Here is a 13,454-nt window from a genome sequence, read left to right on the forward strand (position 1 = left end):
ACAAGCCCGGCAATGACGACCGTAGATGGTTCTGGGCCATTCGAACTCACGACGCTCTATCCTCGGTGTAACCAGCCCAAAACCCCAAGTAAAATGATTAGCTCTGGACGAGCTATAACCTCTGAATTATCGATGACCTCAAGAAGCGCAAAAAATGCGCCCTGAAGTGCCCGTCACATAACCGGAGGAAGCTTTTTTGGCGCAACGCATCATCGACCCCCGCATAAAACTGCGCCACATCGCCTGCTTCCTCGAAGTCGCGCGGCTCAGGAGCGTCGTCAACGCCGCCGATGCCCTAAACATCTCCCAGCCCGCCGCCAGCAAGACCGTGCAGGAACTCGAAGAATTCCTCGGCAACGCGCTCTTCGATCGCTCCCGCCGAAAGCTCTTCCTCACCCCCTTCGGCGAAACCTTTTATCGCTACGCCTCCACATCGATCGCCGCCCTCCGCCAGGGCATCGATGCCGCCCGTTCCGGCGGCGAGGCGACCACCGTAAAAGTCGGCGCGCTCCCCACCGTCTCCGCCCGCATTCTCCCCACGGCCGTCAGCGCCTTCACCTCAGATGATCCCGGCGTCCACACCCGCATCATCACCGGCCCCAACAATTATCTGCTTTCCCTGCTGCGCACAGGCGATGTCGATCTCGTCATCGGCCGCATGGCCGAGCCCGATGTCATGATCGGCCTCGCCTTCGAGCATCTTTATTCCGAGCGCGTCGTCATGGTCGTCCGTCCCGACCATCCGCTCCTCAATGTCCCCGATTTCAACCTCGGCCTGGTTGAACCCTATCAGGTGCTGATGCCCACGCCCGACGCCGTCATCCGCCACCATGTCGACCGCATGCTCCTGGCCCACGGCATTTCCAACATCCGCGACGAGGTGGAAACCGTCTCCAATGCCTTTGGTCGCTCCTATGTCAGGCAGACCGACGCCATCTGGATCATTTCCGAAGGTGTGGTGGCAAAAGATGTCGAAGAAAACCAACTCGCCTTGCTGCCCGTCGACACCAGCGAAACCACCGGTCCCGTCGGCTTTACGACGCGCGCCGATACCATCCCGACCCTGGCGACAACGGCACTGATGCAGGCCATCCGCAATGTGGCTGCGGGTTTCCGCTAGGCCCGCCGCTTCGCCGAATCCAGGGAAACCACATTCCCCGCCTGCGCCTCGGTGACTTCGCTGGGGCGTCCGAAAAAGTAGCCTTGGGCATGGGTGCAGCCGTCGGCCGCGATCATGTCCTGCTGCTCCTTGCTCTCAACCCCTTCGGCCAGCACCGGAACATTGATATTGCGCCCCAGATCCGCAATCGAGCGGACGATGGCGCGCGCATGCTTGTCCTCCGACATGGCGGCGATGAAGCTGCGGTCAATCTTGATCTTGTCGAACTGAAACGTCCGCAGATTGCTCAGCGAGGAATAGCCGGTGCCAAAATCGTCGATGACGATCCGCACGCCATGGGCCTTGAGCGCATGCAGCATTTCGCGGGAAAGCGCTTCGTCCTGCAAAAGCACGGATTCGGTGATTTCGAGCTCCAGCCGATGTGCAGCAAGGCCCGTTTCCTCCAGCACCGCAAAGACGCGATCGGCAAAATTGCGGCGACGGAACTGAACGGCCGAAACATTGACCGCAACGCTCAGCTCTTCCCGCCATTGCGCGGCTGCCCGGCAGGCCGAGCGCAGAACCCATTCGCCCATCGTGTTGATGGCCCCGCTCTCTTCGGCGATGGGAATGAAGACCGAGGGCGGAACTTCCCCCAGTTCCGGATGGTGCCAGCGCAACAGTGCTTCATAGCCGACGACCGCACCCGTCTCCGCCCGCACCAGCGGCTGGAACGCAGTGCGCAATCGCTTGCGCCTTATGGCCTGGCGCAGTTCGGCTTCCATCCGCCGACGCTCCCGCAATTCCTGGTCCATCTCGGTCGAATAGCTGGCCGTAATGCCCCGGCCGGTGGATTTTGCCCGATAGAGCGCGATATCGGCGCAGTGGCGCAGCGCATCCCCATTGTCGCCATCGTCGGGATAGAGGGCGACGCCGATACTAACCCCGACCGACATTGGGTTGGTATGGGGATTAAAGTCGCGCTTGAAAGCGCGCTGGATGTTTTTCGCCAATTGCTCGGCCGCCTTGGGCTGGCTCTGGCCCACCTGCACGATGATGAACTCGTCGCCGCCGATCCGGGCGACCGTATCGACGTCATTGGTGCATTCGCGCAGGATCGCAGCGACGGTTTTCAGCACCTGGTCGCCGGCACTGTGTCCAAAAAGATCATTCACTGCCTTGAAGCGATCGAGGTCGAGCGCCATCACGGCCAGCGATGCATCGGCGCGACCGGCCACCGATATGGCCCGTTCAAGACGCAGGTTTAGTAGGGTCCGATTGGCGAGCCCTGTAAGCGGGTCATGATTGGCAAGGTGTTCGATCTGGCGCTGCGCTTGCCTTGTGGCTGTCAGGTCGCGCACTGCCAGAACCTGCGTCGGCCGCCCCCGATATTCGACGGTGCGAACCGCAAATTCCAGGCTGCGTTCCTGCGGGCCGTTCACAAGGGTCGCCTCGGCAATGCCCTCGCGATTGCCCAAAACCTTCTGCCCATCGACGGGCAGCAGCAGCTTTTCCGGGTCCATGCCGGTCATTGCCGAAACCGCGCCGTCGAAAGCCACGATATCGCGAAACCGCGCATTGAGGTCGATGATGCGATTATCCCGCACGATCGCCACGCCCTCGATATAGGCTTCGGTCATGCCACGCAGGTCGGTGAGGTAGCGGTCGAGCACCACGGCCGCCACACTGCCGCAGGCCGAAATCGCCGCAATCGAACAAATGGCGCCCACGAGCCAGATGCGGCTCGCATCGTCCGCGCCATGGGTCGAAACGGTGGCATCGACGACAAAGCTCGAGGCGGCCATGTCGGAAAAATGCAGCACGACGATACCGGCCGAAACGAGAAGTCCGGGGGCCACCTGCCGCAGCCCCCTGATGCCGCTCCGCTGTCCGGCATAGGCGAGCCAGAAGGCGCCGACCGCAAAAACGGCCGCGCCGATCAGCATCGAAAAATCATATGCCTGCCGCGTCAGTCCCTGCATGGCCATCATGCCCAGGAAATGCATCGCTGCCACGGTGCCCGCGAGGACCACGGCCGCGAGGATCGAACCGACGAGCGATTTCCGGCTGGCCAGCCGCAGGCTTTCCAGAACGCCGCCCACGGCCACCAGGGCCGAAAGCCCGGTCACCAGCCAGTCGAAATTCACCGCAATCGAACCGTGATAGGCCAGCATGGCGACAAAATGCGTCGCCCATATTCCGAGACCGCCCACGCTGGCGGCTGCAATCAGCCACAGGGGTTTTCGGGCCTCCGCGCATTCATCGACGCGCCGGAGCAGCAGGAACATGACCTGCATCGACGATAAGCAGATTATTGCTGCAAGAAGAAAAGTTACTGTGTCGTGCTCTAGTACAATGCAGTCCAGTAGCTTCAACATCAAGACACTCCGTGCCGATGATTTGATGCTGAACCTCAATTGTTAATTTATGCATAGTTTTGCGGTGGGCGTAACTACCGCCACACGTCACGGCCAGGCCGCATAGGATCCGTCCCGCCGTCCCAGCCTCTGCGCCGCCTGCTGCCGGAAACGTCCCGGCGAAATCCCCTTTCGCTGCGAAAAGAACCGGCTGAAATAGCCCGCATCGCGAAACCCCAAGGCATCAGCCACTTCCCCCACCTGCAGCGCCGAACGCTCCAGCAAGGCTTCCGCATCCTCCAGCAGCCGCCGATGTACCAGATCAAGCGGCGTCACCCCCGTCGCCCGCTTGATCGCCGTATTCAGCCGATCAGTAGTAATCCCCATGGCCCGCGCATAGTCAGCCACCCGCCAATGCCGTCGCGCATTGAGTTCCACCAGTTGCAGAAAACCCTGCACCAGCATGCGCGGCGAACTTTGCGCCGGCCGCGTCCCGCCGCCGCCCAATCTCCAGAAGGCAATGAGCACGAGACACAGCCGGCTCATCACCGCCTCGCGCATCCCCGGCAGGTCTTCAAACAATTCTTCGCTCAGCGCCGCAATATCCGCGCCAATCCCCCGCGCCGCCTTGCCGTCGAGCGGTACACCGAGCAGCGGCCTTTCCATGCCCTCGCGCAGCGGTCCGGCAATGGCGGTGGCCGGCACCACCCGCGCCAGCGCCCCATCCGAAACCGTCAACGCCGCCCCGCGCGCCCCCGCCGCCAGCCGCACCTGCCCGCCCCGCCCACCGGGCAACCAGATCAGGCACGGCCCCCGGACGGCGGTAACGGTATCCCCCAGCCGCACCTCGCCCTCACCGGCATTGAGCAAAAACCCATGCGCCGAGCGCCGCGCCCGGTCCCCGGCAAAACTCCATTCCGACGGCCCAAGACTGCCGGTGAGATCAGTCACCTCGACATCCGGCCCCTCGACCCGCGCGCCCTGCGCTATAGCTTGATGCACGTTCCTCTCCCCAAAAACGCCGCTAAAAATACAAAACTCTCTCAGTTTTGTCCATTTCGCTCGGGTCAAACCCGGCCTAGCGTTTGGTCAGGGTCGGAACCGGACACCCAAAATCGCCGAAAAGGCAGGGGTCTGGAGCCGAAATTTTTGGGAAGCGCCCGCCGGGAGCGGGCATGGGAGGACGACATGACTGATCTGTCTCGTAGAACGCTATTGCAGGCCATGGGCGCCGGTGCGCTCGCCTCGGCTCTCGCCAGCCTGCCCACTTTTGCGCAGGATCGCACCGCCATTCGCATCGGCTACGCCGTCTCGAAAACTGGCGCCAATGCCGGCGGCGCGGGCATCTCGACCATTCCGAACTACCTGCTCTGGGTCGACGACGTGAACAAGGCCGGCGGCCTTGAGCTGTCCAAGCTCGGCGTCACGCTCCCCCTCGAAGTCACCGAATATGACGACCGTTCTTCCGCCGAAGAAACCGTTCGCGCCATCGAGCGCCTCGCCACCCAGGACAATGTCGATTTCATCCTGCCAAGCTGGGGCACCGGCTCCAACCTTGCCGCTGGCCCGACCTTCGACCGATTCCAGTTCCCCCAACTTGCCGGCACCGCCGTCACCGACATGGCCCCGCAACTGGTCCAGCGCTGGAAGAACTCTTTCTGGTTCCTCGGCGGCGGCCACGACTATGCCAATGCGCTGGTTGACCTCCTCGTCAAGCAGCGTGATGCGGGAGCGATCAACAACAAGGTCGCCATTGCCTCGGTCGCAGACGGTTTTGGTATCGACCTTTCCAAGGCCGCGACGCCCGCCTTCCAGGCCGCCGGCTTCGAGCTCGTCTATGACAAGACCTATCCGCTCGGCACGTCCGATTTCGCGCCCATCATCAATGAAGTCTCGGGCCTCGGCGTCGATACCTTCGTCGCCTTCTCCTATCCGCCCGATACCTTTGCGCTGACCCAGCAATCGGTCGTCGCCAATTTCAGCCCCAAGATTTTCTATCTCGGCGTCGGCACCGCCTTCCCGATCTACCCCAATGTCGCCGGTCCCAACCACAATGGCGTCATGGGCGTCGGCGGCATCGACCCCGATAGCGAAGCGATCGCCGCTTACTTTGAGCGCCACACTGCCCTAGTCGGCCAGGCGCCCGATAGCTGGGCCAGCGCCGTCACCTATGCCAGCCTCGAAATTTTGGGCCAGGCCATCACCCGCGTCGGCGATCTCGACAAGGCCGCCGTCGCCGCCGAAATCGCGTCCGGCGAATTCGACACGATCCTGGGCAAGGTCAAACTCGTCGACAACCAGCTCCGTGCCCTGTGGACCGTCGGCCAGTGGCAAGACGGCAAATTCGTCGGCCTCGCCCACACCGAAGGCAAAGCCGCCCGCGAACCGGTCGTGCCGAAGCCGGCCTGGGTTCCTGCGAGCTAAGCTAGCCGGTCCACCCCCACCCTTAATCCCTCCCCACAAGGGGGAGGGAGACGATGGAAACGTAACGCCTCAGCCTGCGCCTCCCTCCCCCTTGTGGGGAGGGAATGAGGGTGGGGGTATGGGGAGCCCCGGATTGACCCTAAATTCCCCCACGTCATTCCCGCGAAAGCGGGAATCCTAGAACCGGAGCAAAAATGCTCTTCAGCGCCATCCTCACCGGCCTCGTCCTCGGCGGCACCTATGCGCTCATAGCCATGGGCCTCACGCTCCAATACGGCGTCGCCCGCATCATGAACCTGGCCTATGGCGATCTCATCATCGCCGGCAGTTTTGGCGCCATGCTCCTCTTCACCGCCGCAGGCATCAATCCGCTCCTCGCTCTTATTATAGTGGTGCCATCAGGCTTCGTCCTGAGTTGGCTCGTCTACGCCCTGATGCTCCAGCCACTCGCCCGCCGCTCGCCCAATCGCGACCGCCTCGAAGGCGATAGCATTTTGGCCACCTTCGGCCTTCTCTTCGTCATCCAGGGCGTCGCGCTCGTCCTCTTCGGCGCCAATTATCAAAGCTATTCTTTCCTCGCCGTCCCCATAGACGTGCTCGGCACCACTATAGCCGCCAACCGTCTCCTCGCTTTCGCGCTCGCCGTGCTCTTCGGCGTCGGCCTCTGGCTCCTTCTTACCCGTACCCGCTTCGGCACCGTCATTCGCGCCGTCGCCGCCAATCCCGGCTCGGCCCCATTGGTCGGCATCAATGTCGATCACGTCGCTCGCCTCGCCTTTGCGCTTGGCGGTGGCCTCGCCGCAGCCGGTGGCGTCGTCGTCTCCATGTATCTGACCTTCTCGGCCACCATGGGCGTCATCTTCACCATGAAGGCGCTAATCGTCGTCATCATGGGCGGCGTCGGCAATCTTCTCGGCGCGCTCGCCGCCGGCCTTATTCTCGGCGTCGTCGAAACCTTGGTTTCGAGCTTCATCGATCCCGGCCTGACCCTCGCCGCCACCTATCTCATCTTCCTCGCCGTGCTCGTCGTCCGGCCACAGGGCCTCTTCGGAAAGGCCGCCCGATGATCTTTTTAATCCCTCTTCTCGCGCTCGCGGCTCTCGCTGCGGTTCCCTTCTTCGTCGGCGCCTATCCGCTCGGCCTCGGCATCGGCATTCTGGGTTACGCCACCCTCGCCACGGCCTGGGCCCTCTTTTCCGGTCCGACGCGCTACATCTCTCTCGCCACCGTCGCCTTCTTCGGCATCGGCGCTTACACGGTCGCGGTCCTCGCCGATCTCATGCCCTATCCGCTGGTGCTCCTCTGCGCCGCGTTGATCGGCCTCGTCGTCGCCCTTCTCGTCGGCCTCGCCACCCTGCGCCTCGCCGGCATCTATTTTGTGATCTTCACCTTCGGCCTCGCCGAACTCGTGCGCCAGCTCGTCACCTACTATGAGGTCAACGTCACCCGCACCCTTGGTCGCTATGTCTTCTTGCCCATCGGCCCCGAACACATCTATTGGCAGCTCCTCGGACTCCTCGCGGTCACCCTTGCGCTCGCCTTCTGGATCAGCCGCGCCAAGATCGGCCTCGCCCTCCGCGTCATCGGCGACGATCCCGTTGTCGCCTCCCACCTCGGCATTGGCATCACGCGCACCAAACTCGCGCTCTTCTCTTTAAGCGCGGTGGTCATGACCCTTGCCGGCGCCATCCAGGCCCCCCGCTGGACCTATATCGAGCCCTCAATCGTCTTCAATCCGACGGTCAGTTTCCTCACGGTCATCATGGCCCTGCTCGGCGGCCCCAACCGACTCTTCGGCCCCCTTCTCGGCGCCGTGCCGCTCTTCCTTCTCTTCGAATGGCTTTCGGCCAATTTCCCCAACCACTATTCCATCATCCTGGGCCTTCTCTTCATCGCCATCGTCTTCCTCCTGCCCAATGGCGTCCTCGCCGCGGCCGACAAGTTTGCCGCGCGCTTCAAGAACAAGGAGGCGTCAGCATGAGCCTTCTCACTCTCTCCAATGTCACCAAGCGTTTTGGCGGCCTCACGGCGGTGAATGATCTCTCCTTCACCCTGACCGCAGGCGAAACCGTCGGTCTCCTCGGCCCCAATGGCTCCGGCAAGACCACGGCGCTCAATATGATCTCGGGCTATCTGCCGGTCACAGCGGGCACCATCGCTCTTGATGGCACCACCATCAGCACCCTGGGGCCCGAGCGCATCGCCCATCGCGGCGTCGCCCGCACCTTCCAGCTCGTCCGCGCACTGCCATCCCTGACAGTCGGCGAAAACGTCCTCGCCGCTCTCGCCTTCCGCAGGGACCCGCTCTGGGGCAGCGAAGCCGAAGCCAGGATTGAGAATCTGTTGCAAAGCGTCGGCCTTGCCGGCCGCCAGCATGAACGGGCCAGCAATCTCACTTATATTGACCTCAAGCGCATGGAGCTGGCGCGCGCCCTCGCCACCGAGCCCAAACTGCTGCTGCTCGACGAATGGCTGGCCGGCCTCAACCCGACGGAACTGCGCGCCGGCATCGACCTCATCACCCGCCTGCGACAAAGCGGCATCACCATTCTGCTCGTCGAACACGTTATGGATGCGGTGCGGGCGCTCTGCACTCGCTGCATCGTCATGAACACCGGTTCGCGCCTCGCCGATGGCCCCACTTCAGACGTCTTGGCCGACAAATCCGTCATCCGCGCTTATCTCGGAGACGACCATGCTTGAACTGACCAATGTCGCCCTGCGCTATGGCAAACACCTCGCCCTCCACGGCGTCGGCATCTCCGTCGCCCCGGCCGAAACCGTCGTCGTCCTCGGCGCCAATGGCGCCGGCAAATCCTCGCTTCTGAAGGTTCTCGGTGGCCTTGCCCGTCCCGAACCCGGCGCCGATCTCACCTTCGAGACCAGAAAAATCCTCGGCCGCCCCGCTCATGATTTTCCCGAGCTGGGCATTGCCCTCGTCCCCGAAGGTCGCGGTATCTTCGGCGATCTCACCGTCGCCGAGAATCTCCAGCTCGGCGCCCATCCGCCCCACGCGCGTCCGCACGAAAAGCGTCAGCGCGATCTCGTCCTCGACCTTTTCCCCCGCCTTGCCGAACGCCAAAGCCAGATCGCCCGCACCATGTCCGGCGGCGAACAGCAAATGGTCGCCATTGGCCGCGCCCTCATGAGCTGCCCAAAACTGCTCATGCTCGACGAACCAAGCCTCGGCCTCGCGCCCATCGTCACCTCGGAACTCTTCACCGCCCTCGGCCGCATCAGCGCAACCGGCATTGCCATGCTGGTCGTCGAACAGAACGTTAGAGCGTCCCTCGCCATCGCCCAGCGCGGCTACCTCATGGAAGCCGGCCGCATCACCGGGGCAGGGACAGCAGACAGCCTCCGCGCCGACCCGGCCGTGCAGCGCGCCTTCTTGGGAGCGGTGGCATGACGTCGCTCCCGAATCCCTCCATATCCACACACCACATCGGAGACCCCGCATGACCGATCTCGGCCTGCTCATAAACAACGAGGAAGTCCAAGCCACCGGCGGGGCGACCTTTACCCGCAACAATCCCATCACCGGCGAATTGGCCACGCGCGCCGCCGCCGCCACGGTCGATGACGCGCTGCGCGCCGCCGACGCAGCGACTGCCGCCTTCCCCGAATGGAGCCGCACCGGCCCCGGCGCCCGCCGCAAAATCCTCCTCGCCGCCGCCGACAAACTCGCCGCCAAAGCCCCTGAATTCATCGAAGCCATGGGCCACGAAACCGGCGCCACGGCCGGCTGGGCCGGCTTCAACGTCATGCTCGCCGCCGACATGCTGCGCGAAGCCGCTTCGCTGACCACCCAGATCACCGGCGAAATCATCCCCTCGAACCGCCCCGGCTCCACAGCCTATGGCATCCGCCAGGCCGCCGGCGTCGTCCTCTCCATCGCCCCGTGGAATGCTCCGGTGATCCTCGGCGTTCGCTCGCTCGCCACCCCGATCGCCTGCGGCAATACCGTCGTCTTCAAATCGAGCGAAATCTGCCCGCGCACCCACAAACTCATCGCCGATGCGCTGTTCGAAGCCGGCCTCCCCAAGGGCGTCCTCAACGTCGTCTCCAACGCCCCCGCCGATGCGCCCGAACTCGTTGAAGCGCTCATCGCCCACAAGGGCGTGCGCCGAGTCAATTTCACCGGCTCCACCCGCGTCGGCCGCCATATTGCCGAAGTCGCCGCACGTAACCTGAAACCTGCGCTCCTCGAACTCGGCGGCAAGGCTCCCTTCGTCGTCCTCGATGACGCCGATATCGGCGAAGCCGTCGCCGCAGCCGCCTTTGGCGCCTATATGAACCAGGGCCAGATCTGCATGTCGACCGAGCGCCTTGTGGTTGACGACAAGATCGCCGACGAGTTCGTCGCGGCTCTCGCGACCAAGGCCGCCTCTCTCAAGGCCGGCGATCCGCGGAAGGGCGACACCCCGCTCGGGTGCCTGGTCGATCTCTCCGCCGCCCAGCGCATCGACGCGCTCATCAAGGACGCCGTCGCCAAGGGCGCCCGCGTCGTCGCCGGTGGCGGCATTGATGGCACCATCATGCAGGCAACCGTCGTCGACAACGTCACCCCCGGCATGAAGCTCTATCGCGACGAATCTTTTGGTCCCGTCGTCGCCGTCATCCGCGTCGCCAGCACCGAAGAAGCCATCCGCGTCGCCAACGACACCGAATACGGCCTCGCCGCTGCCGTCTTCGGAAAGGACCTCACCCGCGCCATGTCCGTCGCCTCGCGCATCGAATCCGGCATCTGCCACATCAATGGCCCAACGGTTCACGACGAAGCCCAGATGCCCTTCGGCGGCGTAAAAGCCTCCGGCTACGGCCGCTTCGGCGGCAAGGCCGGCATCGCAGAATTCACCGAACTTCGCTGGATCACCGTCCAGGGTGCCGAGCACATCCACTATCCGATCTGAGCCACCCACAGCGTCATTCCCGCGAAAGCGGGAATCTCGTCTTCAAGCAGCAGATCCCCGCTTCGGCGGGGATGACCTCTTTGCAAGGGTAGGGGCTATCGTCCCATCGCCTCTTTCCGAAATGCCGCTGGCGACATCCCGAGCACTCTCGTCAGCACCCGCGAAAAATACGCCGGGTCTTCATAGCCCAGCTCCGCCCCGATCTCCTTGATCGAGAGCGACGAGAACAGCAGCATCCGCCGCGCCTCGAGCGCAATCCGCCGCTCGATCACCTCCAGCGCCGAAGCCCCCAGCACCTCTCGGCTCACCCGATTGAGATGCGTCTGGCTGATCCCCAACTGATCGGCATATTCCCCAATCTTGCGCGATTGCCGAAACTGGTGGTCGACCAGCGTCCGAAACGCTTTCGCATGCAGCAGCGCCCGATCGGCCAGCTCGCCCTCCGGCCGCCCCTCGCGCTGCGCCCGCGCAAGCGCCACCAGCAATAAAGTAAGCAGCGCTCGCATCGCCGCCTCGTGGCCCGCCCCCGGCCGATCCGCCTCCGCAATCAACCGATTCAGCGCCTCGCCCACCTCGAACGACGCCCCCTGCAAAACCATCGGCCCAGGCAATTCCAGCCCCAGCCCAATCAGGTCGCGCTCCATCAAGGTAACGACGATCCCTTCCACGTCATCGCTGAACGCAAAACCATGCACCGTCAGCGCCGGCACCACGACCACGCCTTCGCGCCTGATGTCGAACTTGCCGTCATCCAGCGTCACCCCGGCCCAGCCACCCGTCAGGTGCAGCACCTGAAAAAACTGCTCATGCCGATGCGGGGCGATCCGATAGCCAAAGAGCCGACTGCGTGACTGGATGCTCTCCCAGTGCAGCCAGTCCTGTGTCGCGACCTGTTCGCCATAAAGCGCATAGACGGGGATCGATGTCATGTTCGGATAGTGCAAGTCATTGTGCACCCTGTCCATTCACCAATTCGCCGAAACGCCGATGATGGTGCTAACTGGAGGGGAACACTTTGCGTACCAATGTTGTCATTATCGGCGCCGGGCCAGCAGGCCTGATGCTGGGTCGCCTGCTCGAACTCGCCGGCGTCGATGCGATCATCCTCGAGCGCAAAAGCCCCGACTACGTCCTCGGCCGCATCAGGGCAGGGGTGCTGGAGCAGGGCACCGTCGACCTCATGGACCGCGCCGAGGCCAGCACCCGCCTCCACGCCGAAGGCCTTATCCACCACGGAATCGAACTCAGTTTCGACGGCGATCGCCAGCGCATCGGCTTCTCCGCCCTCATCGGCCGCCACGTAATGGTTTACGGCCAGACCGAGGTCACCCGCGACCTGATGAACGCGCGCAAAGCCCCCACCATCTATGAAGCCGAAGACGTCGAACCCCACGGCTTCGAGGGCAAGTCACCCCATGTCACCTACAAGCAGGGCGGCACGACCCATCGGATTGATTGCGACTACATCGCCGGCTGCGACGGCTTTCACGGCGTTAGCCGCCAAAGCGTCCCGGAAAAGGCGCTGACCACCTTCGAGCGTATCTATCCCTTTGGCTGGCTTGGCATTCTCGTCGATCAACCCCCGGTCGCCGATGAACTTATCTACGCCCACCACGCCCGCGGCTTCGCCCTCTGCTCCCAGCGCTCCCACACCCGCAGCCGCTATTACGTGCAGGTCCCGGCCGACGAAAACGTAGAAAACTGGTCCGACACCCGCTTCTGGGACGAGCTGCGTCTCCGCCTCAATCCCGAAACCGCCAAAGCCCTAAAAACTGGCCCCTCCATAGAGAAGTCTATCGCCCCACTCCGCAGCTTCGTCGCCGAACCCCTGCGTTTCGGCCGTCTCTTCCTCGCAGGCGACGCGGCCCATATCGTTCCGCCCACGGGTGCCAAGGGCCTCAACCTCGCCATGAGCGACGTCGCGACCCTGGCCGATGTCCTCATAGAAGCGACAATCGAAAAGTCCCAAGCCGGCGTGGACGCCTATTCGGCAAAAGTCCTGCAGCGCATCTGGAAGGCCGAGCGTTTCTCCTGGTGGATGACCTCGCTCCTCCACACTTTCCCGGAAACCGGCGCCTTTGGCCGGCGCATCCAGCGGGCCGAATTCGACTATCTGTGCAGTTCGCATGCGGCGCAGCAAAGCCTTGCCGAGAATTACACAGGCCTGCCGTCCTGATTGGCAGGAGCGGCCAAAAAATCGACCAAGCGGTCAAACCCCTTGTTTTCTGGGGACTTGCACCTAGATATCCACAGTACCACCCCACCAAGAACGACAGAAATGTCATGGAGTTTGGAAAAGGGGGTTTACAGCCCCAAAGGTCATCCCTATAACCCCGCTCACCGCTGCAGAGCGAGGCGCCAAACGGCGAAACGAACTGCGGCAAGCCACTGAAAAGAAAGAGCAATCTGACTTAGAAGTGACTTCGAAATTCTCCTCGGTGAGTTTAAAACGAACCGAAAAGAAAATCGAAAAAAGCGATTGACAGTGAAAAAGAACTTCACTAGAAACCGCGACGCTGACGACGCGAACGACTTCAGTTGTTCCCACTGACAGCGACCTCTGACAGGGCAGACGATCTGCCGGGCAACCGGATGATGAGTTTGTTTTGTCTGATGCAAATATGAGGCGGTTGCCTCGACGACGTTCTGCCCAGTGAGGCG

General features: G+C 63.0%; 12 protein-coding genes. 8 read left to right on the plus strand and 4 right to left on the minus strand.

Annotation, left to right across the window (positions count from 1 at the left end; translation table 11 throughout):
• Positions 1-208 precede the first annotated feature (208 nt).
• Positions 209-1,120 (plus strand): pca operon transcription factor PcaQ, encoded by a 912-nt coding sequence (gene pcaQ / locus ACSQ2A_RS21505; RefSeq protein ID WP_436073903.1) that lies wholly within the window; start codon positions 209-211, stop codon positions 1,118-1,120.
• On the opposite strand, the gene ACSQ2A_RS21510 is transcribed toward pcaQ, so the two are convergent.
• Positions 1,117-3,387 carry a bifunctional diguanylate cyclase/phosphodiesterase gene (locus tag ACSQ2A_RS21510; RefSeq protein WP_436073887.1) on the minus strand — a complete coding sequence of 757 codons (2,271 nt, stop codon included), beginning with the start codon at positions 3,385-3,387 and terminating at the stop codon, positions 1,117-1,119. The genes pcaQ and ACSQ2A_RS21510 overlap by 4 nt on opposite strands.
• A 177-nt stretch (positions 3,388-3,564) precedes the next feature.
• Positions 3,565-4,458, minus strand: coding sequence for a helix-turn-helix domain-containing protein (locus tag ACSQ2A_RS21515; protein ID WP_436073888.1), 894 nt, complete (start codon positions 4,456-4,458; stop codon positions 3,565-3,567).
• Positions 4,459-4,644: 186 nt separating this feature from the next.
• Between ACSQ2A_RS21515 and ACSQ2A_RS21520 the strand changes: the two genes are divergently transcribed.
• The 6 genes from ACSQ2A_RS21520 to ACSQ2A_RS21545 all read left to right on the plus strand — a co-directional run bounded on the left by ACSQ2A_RS21520 (position 4,645) and on the right by ACSQ2A_RS21545 (position 10,793).
• Entirely contained in the window at positions 4,645-5,880 is a 1,236-nt protein-coding gene (locus tag ACSQ2A_RS21520; RefSeq protein WP_295414402.1) for an amino acid ABC transporter substrate-binding protein, read from the plus strand.
• A 194-nt stretch (positions 5,881-6,074) separates the two neighbouring features.
• Entirely contained in the window at positions 6,075-6,947 is an 873-nt protein-coding gene (locus ACSQ2A_RS21525; protein ID WP_436073889.1) for a branched-chain amino acid ABC transporter permease, read from the plus strand.
• A complete protein-coding gene (locus ACSQ2A_RS21530; protein WP_436073890.1) occupies positions 6,944-7,861 on the plus strand; it encodes a branched-chain amino acid ABC transporter permease in 918 nt (305 codons plus the stop codon). The genes ACSQ2A_RS21525 and ACSQ2A_RS21530 overlap by 4 nt, the downstream gene beginning before the upstream one ends.
• Positions 7,858-8,583, plus strand: coding sequence for an ABC transporter ATP-binding protein (locus ACSQ2A_RS21535; RefSeq protein ID WP_436073891.1), 726 nt, complete (start codon positions 7,858-7,860; stop codon positions 8,581-8,583). The genes ACSQ2A_RS21530 and ACSQ2A_RS21535 overlap by 4 nt, the downstream gene beginning before the upstream one ends.
• Positions 8,576-9,289: an ABC transporter ATP-binding protein gene (locus ACSQ2A_RS21540; protein WP_436073892.1), complete on the plus strand. Its 714-nt coding sequence runs from the start codon at positions 8,576-8,578 to the stop codon at positions 9,287-9,289. The genes ACSQ2A_RS21535 and ACSQ2A_RS21540 overlap by 8 nt, the downstream gene beginning before the upstream one ends.
• A 49-nt stretch (positions 9,290-9,338) precedes the next feature.
• Complete coding sequence (locus ACSQ2A_RS21545; RefSeq protein WP_436073893.1) at positions 9,339-10,793, plus strand: aldehyde dehydrogenase; 1,455 nt, start codon at positions 9,339-9,341, stop codon at positions 10,791-10,793.
• A gap of 95 nt (positions 10,794-10,888) precedes the next feature.
• Here the strand turns inward: ACSQ2A_RS21545 and ACSQ2A_RS21550 are convergent, their stop codons facing one another.
• Complete coding sequence (locus tag ACSQ2A_RS21550; protein WP_436073894.1) at positions 10,889-11,737, minus strand: helix-turn-helix domain-containing protein; 849 nt, start codon at positions 11,735-11,737, stop codon at positions 10,889-10,891.
• A 71-nt stretch (positions 11,738-11,808) separates the two neighbouring features.
• Here ACSQ2A_RS21550 and pobA point away from each other — a divergent pair, with 71 nt between their 5' ends.
• Positions 11,809-12,969 carry a 4-hydroxybenzoate 3-monooxygenase gene (gene pobA, locus ACSQ2A_RS21555; protein ID WP_436073895.1) on the plus strand — a complete coding sequence of 387 codons (1,161 nt, stop codon included), beginning with the start codon at positions 11,809-11,811 and terminating at the stop codon, positions 12,967-12,969.
• Positions 12,970-13,074: 105 nt separating this feature from the next.
• On the opposite strand, the gene ACSQ2A_RS21560 is transcribed toward pobA, so the two are convergent.
• The coding region (locus ACSQ2A_RS21560) for a hypothetical protein (RefSeq protein ID WP_436073896.1) at positions 13,075-13,454 on the minus strand (380 nt) is incomplete at its 5' end.

It is taken from the genome of Devosia sp. LjRoot3 (genome assembly GCF_964252865.1).
Lineage (GTDB): Bacteria > Pseudomonadota > Alphaproteobacteria > Rhizobiales > Devosiaceae > Devosia.